Origin of the sequence: Micromonospora sp. DT41, assembly GCF_049841715.1 — a bacterium.
Lineage (GTDB): Bacteria > Actinomycetota > Actinomycetes > Mycobacteriales > Micromonosporaceae > Micromonospora > Micromonospora profundi.
The window spans coordinates 300371-320570 of sequence record NZ_JBNCKU010000002.1 but is presented as its reverse complement, the minus strand read 5'-3'; the positions used below and the strand labels follow the sequence as shown (position 1 = coordinate 320570).

The window sequence follows — 20200 nt, the reverse complement described above, 5'->3', positions numbered from 1 at the left end:
AGTGATCATCACGCCGAGGTGTGGTATGCCAGTACGCCCCTGTTGATGGCCGATATTGCCTGCCGGGCGGTGGAACGCAGCTCCGGGGCCGCGCCGCCAGAGTCAGCAAGTTGACCAAGCAGGTCAACGACCTGCCGTGCCCACCGGACGAAGTCACCGGCCGGCATCTCACCGTCGATCTCGTGGCCGCTGCCGAGCACCTTTGCCAACGCCTCGCCCCGCGCCCACCGGTACACCGGCCAGGCGAAGCCCAGATCCGGCTCCCGGGTGGCGGTCAGCCCACGTGCCGCCTCGTCGGCCTCGATCTCCCCCCACAGCTTCAGCGTCTCGTCGACGGCGTCGGCCACCGGCCCGCGCGGCAGCGACGCCCGCTCGTCGACGTCGCGGCGCGCCTCGAAGACCACCACCGACACCGCGGCGGCCAGTTCGGCCGGCGACAACCCGTTCCACACGCCCCGCCGCAGACACTCGGCCACCAGCAGGTCCGCCTCGGTCCAGATCCGGCCGAGCATCCGACCCGCGTCGGTGACAGCGCCGTCGCGGGCGAGGTAACCACGCTCGGTCAACAGCGCCACGATCCGGTCGAAGGTCCGCGCGAGCGACCCGGTACGCCCGGACACCCGCTCGCGCAACTCCTCGGTGTCCCGCTCCAGACGGCGACGGCGCTCCGCCCACCGGGCGTGCTCCTCCCGCTCCGGGCAGGCGTGGCAGGGATGCCGGCGCAGCTCCGTACGCAGTTGGGCGAGCTGGTGGTCCTCGCCCGGCGCCTGCCGGGACCGGCCACCGCGCCGGCCACCGTGGCGGTCCAGGCCCGTGCCACTGACCTCGGCGGCGAGATCGCGCCGGGCCGCCGGGGAGCGGTGGTTGAAGTGCTTGGGCACCCGGATCCGGGCCAGCACCTCGGCCGGGGTGGTGAAGTCGCCAGGGCTGACCCGCCCCGCCCAGCGGTCCTGGGTGAGCACCAACGGACGCGGCTCGCCGAAACCGCCGGTCGCCGGGTCCAACACCACGGCCAGGCCGGCCCGCCGGCCCGACGGCACCCGGATCACGTCGCCGATCCGCAGCCGCTCCAGCGACGCCACGGCTGCGGCCTTCCGCTGCGTCTGCCCCTGGCGGGCGATTGCCTTCTCCCGGTCGGCGATCGCCACGCGCAGCGCGAAATATTCGTCGAAGTCGCCGTGGTGGCAGACGGCCTCCGCGCCGTACGCCTCGATGGTCTCGGTGTTGCGCTGCACCTGCCGCGCCAGGCCGACCACCGACCGGTCCGCCTGGAACTGGGCGAACGACGACTCCAGCAGGGCGCGGGCCGGCTCCGCGCCGACGGTGCCGACCAGGTTCACCGCCATGTTGTACGACGGCCGGAAGCTCGACCGCAGCGGATAGGTGCGGGTGGACGCGAGCCCGGCGACGTGCCGAGGGTCGGTCTCCGGGGACCACACCACCACGGCGTGCCCCTCCACGTCGATGCCGCGTCGGCCGGCCCGCCCGGTGAGCTGCGTGTACTCCCCCGGGGTCAGGTCGACGTGCGCCTCGCCGTTGTATTTGACGAGGCGTTCCAGGACGACGCAGCGGGCCGGCATGTTGATGCCCAGGGCGAGGGTCTCGGTGGCAAAGACCGCCTTGACCAGGCCCCTGACGAACAACTCCTCGACGATCTCCTTGAACACCGGCAGCATGCCGGCGTGGTGGGCCGCGAGGCCGCGCTCCAGCCCGTCGAGCCACTCCCAGTAGCCCAGGACCGTCAGGTCCTCGCCCGGAATGGCGGTGACGCGGGACTCGACCACCCGGCGGATCTCGGCCCGCTCGTCGGGCGAGGTGAGCCGCAGCCCGGCGGCGAGGCACTGCTGCACCGCGGCGGCACACCCGGCGCGGCTGAAGATGAACAGGATCGCCGGCAGCAGACCCTCGCGGTCCAGCCGGTCGACGATGTCCGGACGCATCGGGCCACGCCACCGCGGCCCACGGCGGCCGGCGCCCGGACCCGCGCTGCGCCCCTCCCCCAACTCCAGGCGGCGCATCGTGTCGCGCGTGTAGCGCAGCAGCTCCGGGTGCACGTCGTGCTTGCGGGCGGCGTCGGCGTCGTGGAACAGGTCGAACATCCGCTTGCCGACAAGCATGTGCTGCCACAGCGGCACCGGCCGGTGCTCGCTGACCACCACCGCCGTCTCGCCGCGTACGGTCACCAGCCAGTCGGCGAACTCCTCGGCGTTGGACACCGTGGCCGACAGCGAGACCAGGGTCACCGAGGCGGGCAGGTGGATGATCACCTCTTCCCACACGCCACCGCGGAACCGGTCGGCGAGGTAGTGCACCTCGTCCATCACCACGTAGGCGAGCCCTTCGAGGGTGCTGGAGCCCGCGTAGAGCATGTTGCGCAGCACCTCGGTGGTCATCACCACCACCGGCGCGTCGCCGTTGATGGCGTTGTCGCCGGTGAGCAGGCCGACCTGCTCGGCGCCGTAGCGGGCGACCAGGTCGTGGTACTTCTGGTTGGACAGCGCCTTGATCGGCGTCGTGTAGAAGCACTTGCGCCGCGCCGGTGGCGTCGCCGCGCCGTCGGCCGCCGCCGGGTCGTCGGGCCGTCCCCGCAACGCCAGGTGTACGGCGAACTCGCCGACCACGGTCTTGCCGGCGCCGGTGGGGGCGCACACCAGCACCCCGCTGCCCCGTTCGAGGGACTGACACGCCTCCCGCTGGAAATCGTCGAGGTCGAACCCCAGGTCAAGGGCGAACTCGTCCAGCGCCGGGAACTGTGAGGCCTGCGCGGCCCGGCGGCGCGCCGCTGCGTACCGCTCGGCGGGGCTCGACATGGCACCAAGATTAGTGCGTGCCGGGACACGACACCCGACAAGGCCGTCCGGAGGGGCCGTCAGCGGGGGTCGGTAGGGTGCACGGCGTGCCGGACCATGCCGAACCGCCCCAGACCAGTCCGCCGGGCAGTGTCGACGCCGCCGCCGCCCCCCGGGCCTCCCGACGGCCCGTCAAGGCGGTGCTCTTCGACTTCCACGGCACCCTGGCCCAGGTGGAGGAACCTCGGCGGTGGGTGCTGGAGGCCGCCGCCGCGTGCGGGGTCACCCTGGACCCGGTCCGGGCCACGTCCCTTGCCGATCGGCTCCTGACAGCCGGGCGGGCAGGCGGCCCGTTGCCGGCCCGGGTGCCGCCCCGGCTGGCCGAGCTGTGGGCCGACCGGGATCTCTACGAGCACGCGCACCGGGCGGCGTACACGGGGCTGGCCGAGACCGTCGACGCCGGCATCGAGGGCTTCGCCGAGGCGCTCTACGAGCGGCTGCTGGTCGCCGACGGCTGGCTGCCGTACCCGGACACCACGCCCACGCTGACCGCGCTGCGCGACGCCGGTGTGAAGGTGGCGGTGGTCAGCAACATCGGCTTCGACCTGCGACCGCACTTCGACACCTGGGGCCTGACCGACCTCGTCGACGCGTTCGTGCTGTCCTACGAGGTGGGGCGGTGCAAGCCCGACCCGGCGATCTTCTGGCGGGCCTGCGGGATGCTCGGCGTCGATCCGGAGCAGACGCTGATGGTCGGCGACACACCGGCGGACGCGGGCGCGGTGGCAGCCGGCTGCGCGGTGCTTGTGCTCCCGGCCGCCGACCCGGGCCGGGAGAACGGGCTCGGCGCGGTGCTGGACCTGGCCCTACCTGCCTGACGGGCGGTTCTCCACGCCGTCAGCACCGGTCTCTCCGCTTGCGGATCGAGGCGTCGTGGTCGAGGCACACGAGCGGTTGACCTCGGGAGCCGCCCGAGAACGGCCGACGCCGATCGCCTAGCGTCGTGCCGTGACGGAGACCCTGCTGCCCGCCCCGCGGTCGGCCGACGCGCCGCCCGAGCGCCGTGGCGGCGTCGTCGCCGTGGGGCTGGTGCTCGGCGGGGCGCTGTCGGTGCAGTTCGGCTCGGCCCTGGCCGCGCTGCTCTTCCCGCGTACCGGGGTGGCCGGCGCGGTGACCCTGCGACTGGCGATCTCGGCGGTGCTGCTGCTCGTCGTCTGCCGGCCGCGCCTGCGCGGACACGACCGGTCGGCCTGGCTCGCGGTAGGCGCGTTCGGGCTGGCGCTGGCCGGCATGAACTCGCTGTTCTACCAGGCCATCGAACGCATCCCGCTCGGCCCGACGGTGACCCTTGAGGTGCTCGGCCCGCTGGCGCTGTCGGTGTTCAGCGCCCGACGGCTGGCCAGCTGGTGCTGGGCAGGGCTGGCGCTGGCCGGGGTGGCGCTGCTCGGGCAGAGCGGCTTCGACAGGCTCAACCCGGCGGGTGTCGCCTTCGCGTTCGGCGCGGGCGCCATGTGGGCCGCGTACATCGTGCTCAGCGCGCGGGTCGGCGGTCGGTTCCCGGGCGCGGACGGGCTGGCGCTCGCACTGGCCCTCGCCGCGCTTGTCACACTGCCCATCGGGATCGTCGACGGCGGCGCTGTCCTGCTCGACCCGACAGTGCTGGCGCTCGGCACGGCCCTCGCGGTACTCGCCTCCGGGCTGCCGTACACCCTTGAGCTGCTGGCGCTGCGCCGGATGCCCACCGCCACCTTCGCGGTGCTCATGAGCCTCGGCCCGGCCATCGCCACACTCGCCGGTTGGCTGGTGCTGCGGCAGGCGCTGACCCTGCTGGAGTGCGCCGCCATCCTGCTGGTCATCGTGGCGAGCATCGGCGCGGTACGCGTCAGCGCAGCAGCCGCACCGCGCCCGGCACCGCACTGACCGTCACCGGCAGGGCCAGCGACCGCTCCCCGTCGGCGTACCCGACGATGCCCTCGGCCGCCACCTCCACGGTGCGGGCACGGTAGGTGGTCACCAGCGGATGGCTGACGTGGGTGCCCTGGTAGATGCGCGGCTTCACCCGGATCAGGGTCCGACGGTCGGCCCTGCCGGCCACCACCACGTCGAGCAGCCCGTCGGTCGGGTCGGCGTCCGGGCAGATCCGCATCCCACCGCCGTACGTCGGGCAGTTGCCCACCGCCACGAGGACCGCGTCCAGTTCGTGCGGCACCCCGTCCAGGCGCAGCGTGTACCGGCGCGGTCGCAGCCGGGCCAGCTCGACAAGGATCGCCAGGTCGTACCGGCGGGGGCCGCGCGGCCACCGCATCCGGTTGGCCCGCTCGTTGACGATCGCGTCGAACCCCGCCGCGAGGACCGCCCCGTACCAGCGTTCGACGCCCTCCGCGTCGACCATCCGGGCCAGGTCGACGGCGTGGGTCCGGCCGGCGCGCAGCGCCTCGACCATCACCGCCACCGCCGCGAGGGGGTCGGCCGGGAACCCGGTGTCGACGGCGAAGTCGTTACCGGTGCCCGCCGGCACCGGACCGAACGGCACGTCGGTGCCGGCTACTGCCTGCAACGCCTGGTGGACCGTGCCGTCCCCGCCGATCGCCACGAGCGCACCGAGACCGTCCGCGACGGCCGCACGACAGGCCGCCTCCGCCTCGCCCGGACCGGACGCCGACAACAGCCGTACCACCCGGCCGGCGGCAGCCAGCCCGTCCACAAGCTGGGGCAGCAACGCGCGGTGCCGTCCCCGTCCGGCCGTCGGGTTCGTCAGCACGGCGACGGGACCACCGGCGAGCGCGCCGGGCAGGTGATCGTCTGCGGTCACGGGCAGCACCGTACCGCCCGCACACCCGCCGGTCACCTGCTGCCGTGGCGTCATGATCAGTCCCGCTGACGTTGCGGCGGGCGGCGACCGACGGGGCGCTTGTCGACAGCGGTGTAGGCGGTGGTGGGAGGCACCTGCGGGCGCTTGTCGACAGCGGTGTCGGCGGTGGTGGGAGGCACCCGCGGGCGGCGGTGGGCGGCAGACACGGCGACGCCGCCCCCGGCAGGCGGGGACGGCGTCGGCGGGACCAGGCGGCGCGCGGCCGTCAGGTCATGTCGTCGTAGCGACGCTCGATCGGCGCCGGCTTGGCGATCGGCTCGGGGGCACCGATCGGCGCTGTCACGTCGACCCGCTGCCCGGCCACCACCGGATCCGCCTCGTGCTCCAGCGGCGAGACCTCGTCGTCGTCCAGACCGGCGTAGACCTCCTTGCCGCGCCCACGCCGCTTGTCGTTGATGAACGCCACCCCGACCGCTGCGAAGTACAGCGCGCACAGACAGATCGCCAGCGCGGTCATCCCGAACGGGTCCGGGGTGGGCGTCACCACTGCGGAGAACGCGAAGAACACGAACACCGCCACCCGCCACCAGCTGAGCAGCCGCTTAGCGCTTGCCATGCCCACGAAGTTGAGCATCAGCACGATCAGCGGGAACTCGAACGCCACACCGAACAACAGGATCAGGTTGGTGACGAACGATATGTACCTGGTGACTTCCAGCGTGGTCGAGATGTCATCGCCGGACACGTTCATCAGGAACTCGAGGCCCTTGGCGGTGACGAAGTACGCCAGCACCGCACCGGCGGCGAAGAGCGGCGCCGCCAGAGCCGTGAAGGCGTAGGCGTAGCGCCGCTCGTGCCGGTGCAGACCGGGCGCGATGAACGCCCAGAGCTGGTAGAGCCAGATCGGCGCCGCGATGATCAGACCCACCCACAGGCCGATCTTCAGGTTCAGCAGGAACAGGTCCGCCGGGCCGAGCTGGACGAACAAGCACTTGCCGGTGCTCGGGTCGACCGAGCCGGGCAGGTCGCAGTACGGCCGCGACAGCAACAACCGGACCGGCTCGGCCAGCCAGATGCCGAACCCGAAGCCGATCAGGATCGCCAGCGAGGCACGAAACAGGCGGTTGCGCAGCTCGCGGACGTGCTCGATGAGCGTCATCGAGCCGTCGGCGGCCCGCTCGAACGTGCTGGGGCCGCGCTTACGCAGGGCGAAGGCCACGATGGTGGGGCCTCTCGGTCAGTTGTCGCGGCCGCGGTGCACCGGGTCGACGACCGGCTGCTGCTGCGGCGCCTGCTGGTACGGCGCCTGCTGCGGCTGACCGGTGTACGGCGCCTGCTGCCCGGCGTGCGGCGGCAGCGGCTGGTAGCCGGCCTGCGCGTCGGCCTTCTCGGCGAGGTCGCGGTCGTCATCCTGCAGGCTCTTGGTCTCGGCCTTGATGATCCGCAGCGAGCGGCCCAGCGAGCGGGCGGCGTCGGGGAGCCGCTTCGCGCCGAACAGCAGGATCAGCACAACCACAAGAACGGCGATGTGCCACGGCTTGAGGGCACCCATGAGAAGCTCCAGTCGCTCTGTGTCCGGGGGTGGTACGCAGCCCATCGTACGTGCGGACGAGCCGAATGCCACCTGCCGGGGCGGTGATGATCCAGGCCCGGCCGGGTGAAGTCTCGACCAACCGGGATGATCCGTCAACCGTCGCCGAACAGGTCACCGAGTCGGATGCCCAGCCCTGTGGGGAGGGACCGATGACGCCCGTCGATCAGCTGCGCTTGGCCTTGATCAGAGCGAGATGGTGCTGCGCGGTGTCGAGTTGCTGTTGGATTCCCTCGGCGCGCTGCTGAAGCGCCTCGGCGGTCTCCCGCAGCGCCTCGGCCTCGGCGGCCCGCCGCTGCAACGCCACCGAGGCGCGACGCAGGTGGGGCAGCCGGGTCAACACCGGCCGTACGGCCAGCGCGAGCACCACGAGCGGGAGCAGCACCACCGCGAGCACGATCCAGATCAGCACGACGGACAGCCTACTGGGTGCGGTCGGCCACTGCCTGACGAGCGTGCCGTATGCAGGAACGGGTGGCCGCTCCGCGCCTCGGATGTCACTTGTTCCATCGTGAACGGGCTGCCCCCGGTCACCGTCGCCGATCGTGCGTCGGCCCGGCCAGAGTCGGGAGTCACGTGTCTAGGACGCCGCCGAGCCGGACGTCGCGGCGTCACGGGCCACAGCCTCGGGGGCGGCGTCCCGGGCCCCGGCCGTGTCGGCCTCGGACCCCCCGGGTACGGCGTCAGTCGCGGGCACAGCGGCAGGCGCGGCCACGGCGGCGGGGGCGGCCACGGCGGCGGGGGCGGGGGCGGGCACGGCGTACGCGTCGAGGGCGGCGGCTGCCGTGGCCCTGACCTGCTCGGCCAGCTCGACCGGGGCGACAACAGTGGCGCCCGGGCCGAGCCCCAGCACGAACCGGCGGGCCCAACTGAGGTCGGTCACCCGCAGCGAGACGAGCCACTGGTCGCCGTCACCGGCCTCCACCCGCTCACACGGGTAGTACTCGGTGATCCACCGCTCGCTCCGCCCGATGCGCAGGGTGATCAGCGGCAGGTCGGGTGACGGGCGGAAGACTCCCCCGGCGAGGTCGTGCGGGACTGCCTGCGGCGGAACGGCGGCCGGCTCGTCCAGCTCGGTGATCGCGTCGATCCGGTCGGCGCGGAACAGCCGGACCGCCTCCGCGCGCCGGCACCACGCCTCGACGTACGCCCGGCCGCCGACCATAAGCATCCGCAGCGGGTCGATGACGCGCTCGGTGGTCTCGTCCCGGGCGGCGGTGTAGTAGAGGATCCGCAGGGCCCGGCCGCCCTCCACGGCGGCGCGCAGCGCCTCGACGCGCCGGGTGTCGCCGGGCAGCCGGACCGCCACCGGGGCGCCCACCAGGTCACCGGCGGCGTCCTCGATCTTGGCAAGGGCCCGCTCGATGGCCTCCCGGTTGGCCACCCCAGGCGTCTCGGCGAGCATCCGCAGCGCTACCACGAGCGCGAGCGCCTCGTCCGGGGTGAGCCGCAGCGGCCTGTCGATCCCCGCGTCGTAGGTGATCGTCACCCGGTCACCGTCGAACGCCATGTCGATCAGGTCACCGGGGCCGTAACCGGGCAGCCCGCAGACCCAGAGCAGCTCCAGGTCCTCCCGGAGCTGGCGTTCGGTGACACCCAGGTCGTCGGCCGCCTCGGCGATCTCGATGCCGGGCCGGGCCAGCAGGTAGGGCACCAGGTTGAGCAGCCGGGCCAGCCGGTCGGCGGAGGTTCGGGAAGCCGACCGGGTCACCGGGCACCTCCCGCGACGGCCAGCTCGTCGTGCCGGGCGGCGATCTCCTTGAGCCGCTGGATGACCGCCTCGCGGACCTCCGGCGGGTCGAGCGCCCGCACGTCCGGGCCGTAACCGATGAGTTGGCCGGCCAGCCCGTCCGGATCGGAGTACGGCAGCGTCAGCCGGTCGCCGTCCGGGCCGGCGGTCACCTCCACCGCCCAGCGGCGCAGACCGGCGGCGCGGCCCGGCGCTGCCAGCACAGTGGCACGGCCGGTGTGCTCCACCGGGCCGGACCAGCGCGCGACATGGCTGATCAGGTCCACCCCAACGGGCGGCTCGTAGGCGCCGGGCGCACCGGTCACCCGTACCGTGCCGACGACGCGGGACAGGCGGAAGCAGCGGGTGGCCTCGCGGTCCAGGTCGTGGCCGACCACATACCACCGGCCACGCCAGCACACCACGCCCCAGGGCTGCAATCGCCGACGGCTGGGCGAGTCCCGATCAGGTATTCGGTAGTCGAATCCGACCTCGCGACGGTCCCGCGCGGCGCTGGTCAGCGGCGCGAACGCCGGGTCGACGGTGACCATCGGCTCCAGACCGAGGGTGGCCTGCGGGTCGACGTCCACGCCTGCGGCACGCAGCTTGGCCAGCCCGGACGACGCGGCGGCCGCCAGCCCGGCGTGCTGCCACAGGCGGGCGGCGATGCCCACCGCGGCTGCCTCGTCCGGCTCGAGCGGGATGTCGGGCAACGCGTACTCACGGTGGGCGATGCGGTAACCCGGCTCGGCGTCGAAGACGCTTGCCGTCCCGGTCTCCAGTGGGACACCCAGCTCGCGCAGCTCGGCCTTGTCCCGTTCGAATTTGCGCTGGAACGCCTCGTGGTCACGCGCGTCGTCCGGATCGTGCTCGTAACCGGGCACGGTCGCGGCGATCTGCGCGGCGGTCAGGAACCGTCGCGTGGACAGCAGGCAGATCACCAGGTTGACCAGGCGTTCGGTGCGGGTCCGCGACACGGGTAGACGCTAGCAGCCGACACGCCGCAGGCGTGCACCCGCGCGGGCGTGCCGCACACTTGTTCGGATCGGCGGTGTCCACTACGTGTGTCCGGCACCGGCCATAGTGTGGCCCTCATGGCGCAAGCGGGGACGAAGACCGAGAGCGAGAGCGTCGCAACGGTGGTCGTGGCCGGTGCCGCCAACCTCGCGATCGCCGTCGCGAAGCTGGTTGCCGGACTGATCTCCGGCTCGGCGGCGATGCTCTCCGAGGCGGCGCACTCGGTCGCCGACACCACCACCGAGGTGCTGCTCTTCCAGGCGCTACGCCGGGGCGCACGACCGGCCGACCCCCAACACCCCTTCGGGTACGGCAAGGAAAGCTACGTCTGGGCGTTCTTCGCCGCCATGTTCACATTCGTGGCCGGTGCCGGTTTCGCCGTCACCCACGGCGTCACCACAATCCTGGTGCACGAGCACAGCGGCGACTACCTGATCTCGTACGTCGTGCTTGCCGTCTCGTTCGTCATCGAGTCGATCTCGCTGGCGCGGGCCGTGCGGCAGGTCCGCCGCGAGTCCCGGCGGTGGCGGACAACACCCCGGCGGTTCCTGCGGCTGACCGCCGACACCACAGTCAAGGCGGTCTTCCTGGAAGACAGCGCCGCGCTGATCGGGCTGCTGATTGCCGCACTCGGCGTCGGTCTCTCCGAGGCCACCGGCGACGAGCTGTGGGACGGCATCGCCTCGATCCTGATCGGGCTGCTGCTGCTGACCGTCGCCGGCATCCTGGCCAGCAACAACCTGTCGCTGCTGGTCGGCCGGTCGGTTCCGGAGCGGCTGCGTCGCGAGATCGAGCACGACCTGGCCGGCCTGCCCGAGGTGGAGCGGATCGACACCCTGCTGACAATGCAGCTCGGCCCGGACGACGTCCTGGTCGCCGCGAAGGTCGACTTCCGCGACGATGCCACCGGCGCGGCCATCGAGGCCATCGCCGACGAGGCCGAGCGGCGGCTCACCGGGCGGTACCCGGAGATCCGCTACGTCTTCCTCGACCCGACCAGGTCACTGCCCGGTGCTGCCGGAACGGCCCGCGACACCCAGGCCCGACCGAGTGAGGACGCCGGCGGCGAACCCGACCCGAGCTGAGCCGCGCCAACCGGCAACGGGCGACGGCGGGCGGTCCGAGCCGGCGGCCGGCTGGCCCGGGTGGACGCTCCACGCGGCCTGCCCACCCGGACGCGGGGCTGCGCGCCTGCGCCGCTAGCGTTTCCCGTCATGGTGCGATGGCGGGCGGGGACGGTGGCGGCGCTGCGACGGCAGTGGACCGGGGCGGTGGAACTCGACGTCGATCTGCCCGACGGCACCCGGATGCGGGCGCTCGCGTACCCCGAACTGGTCGGCACCCCCGAGCCCGGCGACCGGGTGCTGCTCAACGCCGGCGCGCTGCTGATGGGACTCGGCACCGGCGGGTACGCCCTCGTCGTGGCGCTGCCGGACCGGCTGCCGCCGGACCCGCCGGACGCCGGCGACACCCGCGACGCCGGGCACCTCGTCAAGGCCCGCTACACCCCGCTCCAGCCGATCCTGCTCGGCGTCGACGAGGAGGCGTCGCCGTACCGGGACGTGCTGGCCGACGCCGACGACCTGGACGGGATGCCTGTTGTCACCGCGGACCTGCACTCGGCGCTGCCGGCGATCCTGGCCGGTATCCGGGCCGACGCCCCGCACGCCCGGGTGGCGTACCTGCTGACCGACGGCGGGGCGTTGCCGGCCTGGTTCTCCCGCACCCTGGCCGGTCTGCGCACCGAACTGGTCGGCACCATCACCGTCGGGCAGTCGTTCGGCGGCGACCTGGAGGCCACCTCGCTGCACGGTGGCCTGCTCGCCGCCCGGCACGTGCTCGACGCCGACGTGGCAATCGTGGCGCAGGGCCCGGGCAACCTGGGCACCGGCACCCGCTGGGGTTTCTCCGGAGTGGCAGTCGGCGAGGCCGTCAACGCGATCGTCACGCTCGGCGGCCGGGCGGTCGGCTCGCTACGGATCTCCGACGCTGACGCCCGTCCCCGGCACCGCGGCGTGTCCCACCACAGCCTCACCGCGTACGGCCGAGTGGCGCTCGCCCCGGCGGATCTGGTGGTGCCCGACGACCTGGAACCGGCGCTGGCCACCGAGGTCGACGCGGCGCTGGCGCCTCTGGCGGCCCGGCACCGGATCGTGCGGGTGCCCACCGCCGGCCTCGACGCCGCCCTGCGGGCCACCCCGGTGCCACTGTCCACGATGGGCCGCGGCCTCGACGCCGACCACGCCTACTTCCTGGCCGCAGCAGCAGCCGGCCGCCAAGCAGTAACCCACCTCCCCTGACCCCGGAACCCCGGAACCCCGTGACCCCAACCCCGTCGATCATGGAGTTGTGGTGGGGGACGAAGGCGGCGCATCACCAGAAGCCGGGCACCACAACTCCATGATCGACGCATGAGGCGGAGGGCACGGGGGCGCGCGGGGGCCGGGGTTAGGCCAGGAAGATCAGGGCTAGCCAGCCGCCCACGATGAGGGCCAGGGCCAGGGCAAGCACCCACGTCGGCACTGTGTAGTCGCCGCGCCGGTTGCGGTCGATCTCGGCGCGGATCTTCTCCCGCCGGCGCTCGACCCAGTTCTGCCGCGCGCCGCGCTCGGAGCCGTCGGAAGGTCCAGAAGTCGTCATGGCGCGCCCAGCCTACCGGGCCGGTCGGCCCCGCCGGCGATGACCACCGACGGGACCGGCACGACCGTCACATGCTGGCGATCAGCCGCTCCACCCGCTCGTCGTACGCGCGGAACGGGTCCTTGCAGAGCACTGTGCGCTGCGCCTGGTCGTTGAGCTTCAGGTGCACCCAGTCGACTGTGAAGTCCCGGCGCTTCTCCTGGGCGTGCCTGATGAACTCGCCGCGCAGCCGCGCCCGGGTGGTCTGCGGCGGGGTCTCCTTCGCCTCGAAGATCTCCGGGTCGGTGGTCACCCGGTCGACCTCGCCGCGACGCTCCAGCAGCCCGTAGAGGCCGCGTCCGCGGCGTACGTCGTGGTAGGCCAGGTCGAGTTGCGCGACCCGGGGGTGCGACAGCGGCAGGTCGTGCTTGCGCTGGTAGCGCTCGATCAGCCGCAGCTTGCTGACCCAGTCGATCTCCCGGGAGACCGGCTCCAGGTCGCCGGTCTCGACCGCGTTCAGGACCCGGCCCCACAGCTCGACGACCCGCTTGGCGGCCTGGTCGCCGCCCCGACGCTCGACGAACTCGGTGGCCTTGGCCAGGTATTCCTGCTGGATGTCCAGTGCGCTGACCTCCTTGCCGGAGGCCAGCCGGACCTTGCGTCGGCCGGTGATGTCGTGCGAGACCTCGCGGATGGCCCGGATCGGGTTCTCCAGCGACAGGTCGCGCATCACCACACCGGCCTCGATCATCCGCAGCACGATGTCGGCGGTGCCGACCTTGAGCAGCGTGGTGACCTCGTTCATGTTGGAGTCGCCGACGATGACGTGCAGCCGCCGGTAGCGCTCGGCGTCGGCGTGCGGCTCGTCGCGGGTGTTGATGATCGGGCGGCTGCGGGTGGTCGCCGAGGAGACGCCCTCCCAGATGTGCTCGGCCCGCTGCGACAGGCAGTAGACAGCGCCGCGCGGGGTCTGCAGGACCTTGCCGGCCCCGCAGATCAACTGCCGGGTGACGAGGAACGGGATGAGTACGTCGGCGAGCCGGCCGAACTCACCGTGCCGGGACACCAGGTAGTTCTCGTGGCAGCCGTACGAGTTGCCGGCCGAGTCGGTGTTGTTCTTGAACAGGTAGATCTCACCTGCGATGCCCTCGTCGTGCAGTCGCTTCTCCGCGTCGACGAGCAGCCCTTCCAGGATTCGCTCGCCGGCCCGGTCGTGGGCGACCAGGTCGGTCACCGAGTCGCACTCCGGTGTGGCGTACTCCGGGTGCGACCCGACGTCCAGGTAGAGCCGGGCCCCATTGCGCAGAAAGACGTTGCTCGACCGGCCCCAGGACACGACGCGACGGAACAGATACCGCGCGACCTCGTCCGGGGACAGCCGCCGCTGCCCGCGATAGGTGCAGGTGACGCCGTACTCGGTCTCGAGGCCGAAGATTCGCCGCTCCATGGTGTGACATTAGCCGCCCGGAGGCCCCGTTCGTCACTGTCACACCACAGGTGGTGTTCCGGGCGTGGTCACATACCGGTTGAGTGCGACATTCCGTCCGGCCCGAGGCTCGCCACGAACCGCCGGCAGTTGTCGTACTCCGGCAGCAGGCCGCTCTCGCGGGCCTGGGCGAGCGTCGGCGCCGCGTCGTCGCGGGCGGACAGCAGCGGTACGTCCGCCGGCCATTCGATGCCCAGCTCGCCGTCCAGCGGGTGGATCGCGTGCTCACCCGTCGGGTTGTACGTGGCCGAGCAGAGGTAGCTAAGCGTCGCGTCGTCGGTAAGCGCGCAGAAACCGTGCCCCAGGCCCTCGCTGAGGTAGACCGCCCGACGGTCGGTGTCGTCCAGCCGTACGCCCTCCCACCGGCCGAAGGTCGGCGAGCCCACCCGCAGGTCCACGATCACGTCGAGGACGGCGCCACGCACGCAGGTGACGTACTTGGCCTGGCCCGGAGGGACGTCGGCGAAGTGGATGCCGCGCACCACACCCCGCGCGGAGACCGACAGGTTGGCCTGCGCCAGACGCAGCGGGTGGCCGACCGCCTCGGCGAGCTTGTCGAAGCGGTACCACTCCATGAACATGCCGCGCGGGTCGCCGTGCTGCTGCGGAGTGATCTCCCAGGCGCCCTCGATGGTCAGCTCGCGGATCTTCATCGTTGCCCCTGCCGCTCGTGCTTCTCGGCCAGCAGGCCGAGCAGATAGTCGCCGTAGCCGCTCTTGGTCAACGGCTCGGCGAGGGCACGCAACTGGTCGTCGTCGATGAGGCCGGCCCGCCAGGCCACCTCCTCGATACAGCCGATCTTCAGGCCCTGCCGCTCCTCGATGACCCGGACGAACTCGCCGGCCTGCATCATCGAGTTGAACGTGCCGGTATCCAGCCAGGCGGTGCCCCGGTCGAGCAGGGTGACGGACAGCTCGCCGCGCTCCAGGTACGTCTCGTTGATCGCGGTGATCTCCAGCTCGCCCCGGGCGCTGGGGGTGAGCTTGGCCGCGATGTCGACCACGCGGTTGTCGTAGAAGTACAGACCGGGCACCGCGTAGCGGGACTTCGGCCGGACCGGCTTCTCCTCGATCGAGAGCACCCGGCCGTCGGCGTCGAAGTCGACGACGCCGTACGCCTCGGGGTTGGCCACCGGGTAGGCGAACACCCGGCCGCCGACCAGGTCGCCGTGGGCGGCCAACTGCCGGCCCAGGCCGACGCCGTGGAAGATGTTGTCGCCGAGGATCAGCGCGACCGATTCGTCGCCGATGAAGTCGGCGCCCAGCACGAACGCCTGCGCGATGCCCTCCGGGCGGGCCTGCGTGACGTACTCCAGCCGCAGCCCGAACTGGCTTCCGTCGCCGAGCAGCCGGCGGAACTGGTCCTGGTCCTCCGGTGTGGTGATCACCAGAATCTCCCGAACCCCGGACATGACCAGGGTGGAGAGGGGATAGTAGATCATCGGCTTGTCGAAGACCGGCATCAGCTGCTTGGACACTGCCCGGGTGATCGGCCAGAGCCGGGAACCGGTGCCGCCGGCGAGTAGGATTCCGCGCACCGGGGGAGCTTAGCCGCAACCGGCCGCCGGCATGTCGGTGGTCGCCGCCCCCGGCTGACCGTCCGTTTCGCGTACACTCCTGGACCCGTGAGGATCCTCGTCACCGGCGGTGCCGGCTTCATCGGTTCGGAATACGTCCGCATGCTGCTCGGCGTGCCTGGTGGCAGCGCCTCGGGCGTGCCCGCGGTCGATCCCACCGCCGTGACAGTGCTCGACAAGCTGACCTACTCGGGCAACCTGGCCAACCTGGAGCCGGTGCGCGCCGACCCCCGGCTGCGCTTCGTGCGGGGCGACATCTGCGATCCGGCCACCGTCGACGAGGTGGTCGCCGGGCACGACGTGATCGTGCACTTCGCCGCCGAATCGCACGTCGACCGCTCGATCGCCGGTGCCGCGCCGTTCGTCACCACGAACGTGCTGGGCACCCAGACGTTGCTGGACGCCGCCCTGCGGCACGGCACCGGCCGGTTCGTGCACGTCTCCACCGACGAGGTGTACGGGTCGATCGACGAGGGTTCCTGGACCGAGACGTGGCCGCTGGCCCCGAACTCGCCGTACTCGGCGTCGAAGGCCGGCTCGGACCTGCTCGCGCTCGCCTACCACCGCACCCACGGCATGGACGTGGTGGTCACCCGCTGCTCCAACAACTACGGGCCGTACCAGTTCCCGGAGAAGGTCATCCCGCTGTTCGTCACCAACCTGCTCGACGGCGGCACCGTCCCGCTCTACGGCGACGGTGGCAACATCCGCGACTGGCTGCACGTGCACGACCACTGCCGGGGCATCGCGCTGGTCCAGCAGAAGGGTCGCGCCGGCGAGGTCTACAACATCGGCGGCGGCACCGAGCTGACGAACAAGGAGCTCACCGGTCTGCTCCTGGACGCCTGCGGCGCCGGGTGGGACCGGGTCGTTCCGGTGGCCGACCGCAAGGGCCACGACCGCCGCTACTCGCTGGCCATCACCAAGATCAACGAAGAGCTGGGGTACGCCCCGAGCATCGATCTCGCCGACGGCCTGGCGCAGACCGTGCAGTGGTACCGCGACAACCGGGCCTGGTGGGAGCCGTTGAAGGCCGCAACACCCGCATGACCCGACTGCTCGTCACCGGCCCCGGCCGTACCTTCTGGTCCGGCCTGGTCCGGTCGGTGTCGGCGCCGCACGGCCGGGATTCCGCCCGGATCCGGCCGATTCGCGGCGACCGGTCCCCCCGTTCCGCCCCCCGATCGGCGTACAGTCTGCTAGGGAACGGCCGTCGGGCCGCCACGTGTGTGCCACCCCCTGTGGGCTGGCACACCACCCTGGCCGCCGCGTTCGCCTCCGCCGCTCCACCCGCCCCGTGGAAGGTCGCATGAAGCTCACCCTCGTCACCGGCTTGACCGGCCTGATACTGCTGGCCACGATCGTCGAGCTGCTGCGCCGCCGCCAGCTCCGCGAGAAGTACGGCATGCTCTGGCTCGGCGTCCTGGTGATCGTCATCCCGCTGTCGCTCTTCCCCCGCCTGCTGGACAACGTCGCCGAACTGCTCGGCGTCGCCTCCGGCGTGAGCCTGGTGCTCTTCCTCGGCATCGTCTTCCTGCTGCTGGTCTGCGTGCACCTCAGCTGGGAGGTCAGCGCCCTGGAGGAAGAAACCCGCACCCTTGCAGAAGACTTCGCCCTGCTCCGCGCCGAGATCGAGGCGGACCGGGCGGCCCGAGACGAACTGGTGTCGCACGATGGTTAACGGCAAGCGGGTCCTGATCATCATCCCGGCGCTCAACGAGTCCGGCTCGATCGCCGAGGTGGTCGGCGAGGTCCGTGGCGAGTTGCCGGGCGTCGACGTACTCGTCGTCGACGACGGCTCCACCGACCGCACCGCCGCCGTGGCCGCCGCTGCCGGCGCCCGGGTCGCGAAACTTCCGTACAACCTTGGTGTCGGCGGTGCCATGCGGCTGGGCTACCGGTTCGCGCGGGACCACGACTACGACGTGGCAATCCAGATCGACGCGGACGGCCAGCACGATCCCCGGTACGTGCCGAAGCTCGTCGACCTGCTCGACGAGACGGACCTGGTGATCGGCGCCCGGTTCGCCGGCGAGGGCGACTACAGCGTCCGGGGCCCCCGCCGCTGGGCGATGGTCATGCTCTCCGGCGTGCTGTCCCGGGTGGCCCGCACCAAGCTCACCGACACCACCTCCGGGTTCCGGGCCGCCAACCGGCGGGTCATCGACATGTTCGCCACCTGGTATCCGGTGGAGTACCTGGGCGACACAGTCGAGACGCTCGTGCACACCGCCCGGCGCGGCTACACCATCCGCCAGGTGCCGGTGGCCATGCGCAAGCGGATGGCGGGCACCCCCAGCCACTCGCCGGCCAAGGCGATGATCTACCTCGGCCGCGCCTTCGCCGTACTCACGTTGGCGCTCATCCGCAGGTGATCCGGCGGCTTCTGAGTCTGGTCCCACCGGGCACCCTCGCCGTCGGCGCGGGCCTGGCCCTGCTGGGGCTCGCCTCCTACGTCCACCTGGCTGTCGCCGGCCACAGCCTCACCAAGGCGGACTACTCGTCGCTGTCGGTGCTCTGGTCGATCGTCTTCACCCTGGGCATCGGCCTGTTCATGCCCGTCGAGCAGGAGGTCGCCCGGCTCGTGGCCGGGCGGCACAGCCAGGGCCTGCCCCCCGGGCCGGTGCTGGCCCGGGGGGCCGCTCTGGCCCTCGGTCTGCTCGTGGCCATCGTCGCGCTGATCATCGCCGCCCGAGGGCCGCTCACCGACCGGTTCTTCGCCGGCGACAGCCGCATGGTCACCGTGCTGATCGGGTCGCTCGCCGCGCTCGCCGTCGCGCACACCACCCGCGGTGTGCTCTCCGGCCTGCAACTGTTCCCCTGGTACGGCACCCAACTCGGCGTCGACGGCGGCCTGCGCATCGCCCTCGTGGCAGTGCTCGGCCTGACCGGGGTCACCTCCCCCGTGTGGTTCGGCGCGGTGCTGATCGTCGCCCCGCTGGTCGGGGTGGCACTCACCGCCCCGCCGGTGCTGCGGGCCATCGGCGGCGGCGTCCCGGTGGCCTGGGCGCCGTTCCTGCGCGGCCTCGGCCTGCTCATCGTGTCCAGCCTGCTCTCCCAGGTCGTTGTCAACATCGGCGTGATCAACGTCAAGGTGCTGGACCCGTCCGACGTCGCCACCGCCGGCGCGCTGCTCTCCGCGCTCGTCCTGGTCCGGATCCCGCTGTTCGTCTTCGCCTCGTTGCAGGCATCCCTGCTGCCCGGTCTCGCCACCACCGCCACCACCGGCGACCGCGTCGGCTTCCACAGCCTTCTGCGCCGGGCACTGGGGGTGGTCACCGCACTCGGCCTCGCCGGCGGCGTGGTCGCCGTACTGCTCGGCCCGTGGCTGGTGCAGACCCTCTTCGACGCGCCGGCCGTCCTGGGCCACGGTGACTTCGCCTGGCTCGCGGTCGCCACCCTCGCCTACCTGTGGGCGATGGTCCTCGGTCAGGGGCTGCTCGCCCTCGACCGGCACCGCGCGCAGGCAGCCGCGTGGGCAGTGGGCGTGGCAGCGCTCGTCGTCGCCACCCTCGCCCCGGTCGCCACCACGCTGCGGGTCGAGCTCGGTTACGCCATCGGCTCCGCAGTTGTCGCCGCCACGATGATCGTCCTGCTGCGCGCCCGTACCTCCGGCCTGGGTTCCGTCCCGTCGCCCGAGGTACGGGAGGCTGTCACGCCGGGAGTGCCCGGAGGGGCATGACCCCGGTGCCGTCACGGCCTCAGACGGATGATCGACTCGCTTTCCTGCAAATCTGGGTGTCCCAGCAGGTCGGATGCCCCGATCTCCAGGAAGGCGAGTCGATCGTGGCTGGGCCTGTGCCGAGCGTGGGCGTTTGTCTGGCCTCGGCCCGGGCTGGCTTGCGCTGGACGCCGCCGGAAGGTGTATTTGGCTCGCCCAGGGACGGGGACCGGTGACGCACAGCACCGCAGCAGCGGAAACAGATACCCCCGGGGGTATGTTGGACGGAGACAGTAGCGGGGTTCGTACATACCCCCGGGGGTATCCTGGCGACGGAGGTGGGTTCGCATGGAGATGGGTCCGATCATGCTGAAGGACGCGCTGACCCGACTGAAGCGGGCGCAGGGGCAACTCGGCGCCGTGATCGCGATGATCGAGAACGGTGACGACTGCAAGCAGGTCCTCACCCAACTGGCCGCCGTGTCCAGCGCTGTCGACCGGGCGGGCTTCAAGATCATCGCCACCGGCATGCGGGAGTGCCAGGCTGCCCGCGGGCGCGGCGAGGAGCCGCCGATGAGCGAGGAAGAACTCGAAAAGCTGTTCCTGGCCCTCTCCTGACCTACCCCAGACGGGGGACGACCGGTGCATTCCAGGTCCCCCGGGGTATCCGCTGGTGAACGCTGCCGCGCGACAGGGGTTGAAGGAACCGCACCGCACGGCGGGATGGGGGCACAACGCCCAGCCAGCTCGCTGGATGAAACCTGCCGATCGATGCAGCCGTGAGGCGCCCCGTCCTGGCGGCGGTGTGCCACTGCGGCGGGCTGGTCGCCGTACATCCGCCGGCTGACGACAGACACCGGCGCTGGCGGGCCGACCGCCCCGAGATAGCTGGCGGGCCGACTGCCCCGAGACCGGCCGCT

20 protein-coding genes and 1 pseudogene are annotated in these 20200 nt (G+C 72.0%); 9 read left to right on the top strand and 12 right to left on the bottom strand.

Translation table 11 applies throughout. The features are described from left to right. Window positions 1-8: 8 nt before the first annotated feature. Window positions 9-2810 (bottom strand): DEAD/DEAH box helicase, encoded by a 2802-nt coding sequence (locus ACLQ23_RS05445; protein ID WP_355594647.1) that lies wholly within the window; start codon window positions 2808-2810, stop codon window positions 9-11. 86 nt (window positions 2811-2896) lie between these two features. Between ACLQ23_RS05445 and ACLQ23_RS05440 the strand changes: the two genes are divergently transcribed. Further along, a complete protein-coding gene (locus ACLQ23_RS05440) occupies window positions 2897-3667 on the top strand; it encodes an HAD family hydrolase (protein ID WP_355594649.1) in 771 nt (256 codons plus the stop codon). A 130-nt stretch (window positions 3668-3797) separates the two neighbouring features. Continuing rightward, window positions 3798-4709 (top strand): EamA family transporter, encoded by a 912-nt coding sequence (locus ACLQ23_RS05435; RefSeq protein WP_355594651.1) that lies wholly within the window; start codon window positions 3798-3800, stop codon window positions 4707-4709. Here ACLQ23_RS05435 and ACLQ23_RS05430 read toward each other — a convergent pair. From ACLQ23_RS05430 to ACLQ23_RS05400, 7 genes and pseudogenes are all read right to left on the bottom strand, one after another. After that, complete coding sequence (locus ACLQ23_RS05430) at window positions 4672-5655, bottom strand: diacylglycerol kinase (RefSeq protein WP_425735584.1); 984 nt, start codon at window positions 5653-5655, stop codon at window positions 4672-4674. The genes ACLQ23_RS05435 and ACLQ23_RS05430 overlap by 38 nt on opposite strands. Before the next feature lie 2 nt (window positions 5656-5657). Next, window positions 5658-5807 (bottom strand): hypothetical protein, encoded by a 150-nt coding sequence (locus ACLQ23_RS05425; protein ID WP_355594652.1) that lies wholly within the window; start codon window positions 5805-5807, stop codon window positions 5658-5660. A gap of 59 nt (window positions 5808-5866) precedes the next feature. Continuing rightward, window positions 5867-6820 carry a twin-arginine translocase subunit TatC gene (tatC, locus tag ACLQ23_RS05420; protein WP_053661301.1) on the bottom strand — a complete coding sequence of 318 codons (954 nt, stop codon included), beginning with the start codon at window positions 6818-6820 and terminating at the stop codon, window positions 5867-5869. Window positions 6821-6838: 18 nt separating this feature from the next. Next, window positions 6839-7153: a Sec-independent protein translocase subunit TatA gene (tatA, locus tag ACLQ23_RS05415; RefSeq protein WP_053661303.1), complete on the bottom strand. Its 315-nt coding sequence runs from the start codon at window positions 7151-7153 to the stop codon at window positions 6839-6841. 205 nt (window positions 7154-7358) lie between these two features. Then, window positions 7359-7604, bottom strand: coding sequence for a hypothetical protein (locus ACLQ23_RS05410; protein WP_355594655.1), 246 nt, complete (start codon window positions 7602-7604; stop codon window positions 7359-7361). 312 nt (window positions 7605-7916) lie between these two features. Further along, window positions 7917-8903 (bottom strand): annotated as a pseudogene (locus tag ACLQ23_RS05405) (helix-turn-helix transcriptional regulator); the annotation flags it as partial. Beyond that, window positions 8900-9898: a helix-turn-helix transcriptional regulator gene (locus ACLQ23_RS05400; RefSeq protein ID WP_355594657.1), complete on the bottom strand. Its 999-nt coding sequence runs from the start codon at window positions 9896-9898 to the stop codon at window positions 8900-8902. The pseudogene ACLQ23_RS05405 and the gene ACLQ23_RS05400, both read right to left, overlap by 4 nt. Before the next feature lie 117 nt (window positions 9899-10015). Between ACLQ23_RS05400 and ACLQ23_RS05395 the strand changes: the two genes are divergently transcribed. After that, entirely contained in the window at window positions 10016-11023 is a 1008-nt protein-coding gene (locus tag ACLQ23_RS05395; protein ID WP_355594659.1) for a cation diffusion facilitator family transporter, read from the top strand. A gap of 129 nt (window positions 11024-11152) precedes the next feature. Further along, window positions 11153-12238 carry a DUF3866 family protein gene (locus ACLQ23_RS05390; RefSeq protein WP_355594661.1) on the top strand — a complete coding sequence of 362 codons (1086 nt, stop codon included), beginning with the start codon at window positions 11153-11155 and terminating at the stop codon, window positions 12236-12238. Window positions 12239-12386: 148 nt separating this feature from the next. Here ACLQ23_RS05390 and ACLQ23_RS05385 read toward each other — a convergent pair whose 3' ends face one another. From ACLQ23_RS05385 to rfbA, 4 genes are all read right to left on the bottom strand, one after another. Then, window positions 12387-12578, bottom strand: coding sequence for a hypothetical protein (locus ACLQ23_RS05385; protein WP_355594663.1), 192 nt, complete (start codon window positions 12576-12578; stop codon window positions 12387-12389). A gap of 67 nt (window positions 12579-12645) precedes the next feature. Next, window positions 12646-14004 carry a Pup--protein ligase gene (gene pafA, locus ACLQ23_RS05380; RefSeq protein ID WP_355594665.1) on the bottom strand — a complete coding sequence of 453 codons (1359 nt, stop codon included), beginning with the start codon at window positions 14002-14004 and terminating at the stop codon, window positions 12646-12648. Between the two features lie 68 nt (window positions 14005-14072). Further along, the gene (rfbC, locus tag ACLQ23_RS05375) at window positions 14073-14696 is read right to left on the bottom strand and encodes a dTDP-4-dehydrorhamnose 3,5-epimerase (protein ID WP_355594667.1); all 624 of its coding nucleotides are present in this window, start codon (window positions 14694-14696) and stop codon (window positions 14073-14075) included. Beyond that, on the bottom strand, window positions 14693-15580 hold the full coding sequence (gene rfbA, locus ACLQ23_RS05370) for a glucose-1-phosphate thymidylyltransferase RfbA (RefSeq protein WP_355594669.1): 888 nt from the start codon (window positions 15578-15580) through the stop codon (window positions 14693-14695). Before rfbA ends, rfbC begins: the two co-directional genes overlap by 4 nt. Before the next feature lie 87 nt (window positions 15581-15667). Between rfbA and rfbB the strand changes: the two genes are divergently transcribed. The 5 genes from rfbB (at window position 15668) to ACLQ23_RS05345 (ending at window position 19898) form a co-directional block, all read left to right on the top strand. After that, window positions 15668-16669, top strand: coding sequence for a dTDP-glucose 4,6-dehydratase (gene rfbB, locus ACLQ23_RS05365; protein ID WP_355594671.1), 1002 nt, complete (start codon window positions 15668-15670; stop codon window positions 16667-16669). Between the two features lie 259 nt (window positions 16670-16928). After that, complete coding sequence (locus ACLQ23_RS05360) at window positions 16929-17300, top strand: DUF2304 domain-containing protein (RefSeq protein ID WP_355594673.1); 372 nt, start codon at window positions 16929-16931, stop codon at window positions 17298-17300. After that, the gene (locus tag ACLQ23_RS05355; RefSeq protein ID WP_355594675.1) at window positions 17293-17994 is read left to right on the top strand and encodes a glycosyltransferase family 2 protein; all 702 of its coding nucleotides are present in this window, start codon (window positions 17293-17295) and stop codon (window positions 17992-17994) included. The genes ACLQ23_RS05360 and ACLQ23_RS05355 overlap by 8 nt, the downstream gene beginning before the upstream one ends. Further along, entirely contained in the window at window positions 17991-19301 is a 1311-nt protein-coding gene (locus ACLQ23_RS05350) for a polysaccharide biosynthesis protein (protein WP_355594677.1), read from the top strand. The genes ACLQ23_RS05355 and ACLQ23_RS05350 overlap by 4 nt, the downstream gene beginning before the upstream one ends. 345 nt (window positions 19302-19646) lie before the next feature. Continuing rightward, entirely contained in the window at window positions 19647-19898 is a 252-nt protein-coding gene (locus tag ACLQ23_RS05345) for a metal-sensitive transcriptional regulator (RefSeq protein WP_387132521.1), read from the top strand. The last annotated feature ends 302 nt before the right edge of the window (window positions 19899-20200 follow it).

Bases quoted from the DNA above. Each gene is read 5' to 3' on its own strand.
- ACLQ23_RS05390 (WP_355594661.1), top strand. From the start codon at position 11,153: ATGGTGCGATGGCGGGCGGGGACGGTGGCGGCGCTGCGACGGCAGTGG.
- rfbC (WP_355594667.1), bottom strand. From the start codon at position 14,696: ATGAAGATCCGCGAGCTGACCATCGAGGGCGCCTGGGAGATCACTCCG.
- ACLQ23_RS05445 (WP_355594647.1), bottom strand. From the start codon at position 2,810: ATGTCGAGCCCCGCCGAGCGGTACGCAGCGGCGCGCCGCCGGGCCGCG.
- tatA (WP_053661303.1), bottom strand. From the start codon at position 7,153: ATGGGTGCCCTCAAGCCGTGGCACATCGCCGTTCTTGTGGTTGTGCTG.
- pafA (WP_355594665.1), bottom strand. From the start codon at position 14,004: ATGGAGCGGCGAATCTTCGGCCTCGAGACCGAGTACGGCGTCACCTGC.
- ACLQ23_RS05355 (WP_355594675.1), top strand. From the start codon at position 17,293: ATGGTTAACGGCAAGCGGGTCCTGATCATCATCCCGGCGCTCAACGAG.
- ACLQ23_RS05345 (WP_387132521.1), top strand. From the start codon at position 19,647: ATGCTGAAGGACGCGCTGACCCGACTGAAGCGGGCGCAGGGGCAACTC.
- ACLQ23_RS05430 (WP_425735584.1), bottom strand. From the start codon at position 5,655: ATGACGCCACGGCAGCAGGTGACCGGCGGGTGTGCGGGCGGTACGGTG.
- ACLQ23_RS05395 (WP_355594659.1), top strand. From the start codon at position 10,016: ATGGCGCAAGCGGGGACGAAGACCGAGAGCGAGAGCGTCGCAACGGTG.
- ACLQ23_RS05360 (WP_355594673.1), top strand. From the start codon at position 16,929: ATGAAGCTCACCCTCGTCACCGGCTTGACCGGCCTGATACTGCTGGCC.
- ACLQ23_RS05385 (WP_355594663.1), bottom strand. From the start codon at position 12,578: ATGACGACTTCTGGACCTTCCGACGGCTCCGAGCGCGGCGCGCGGCAG.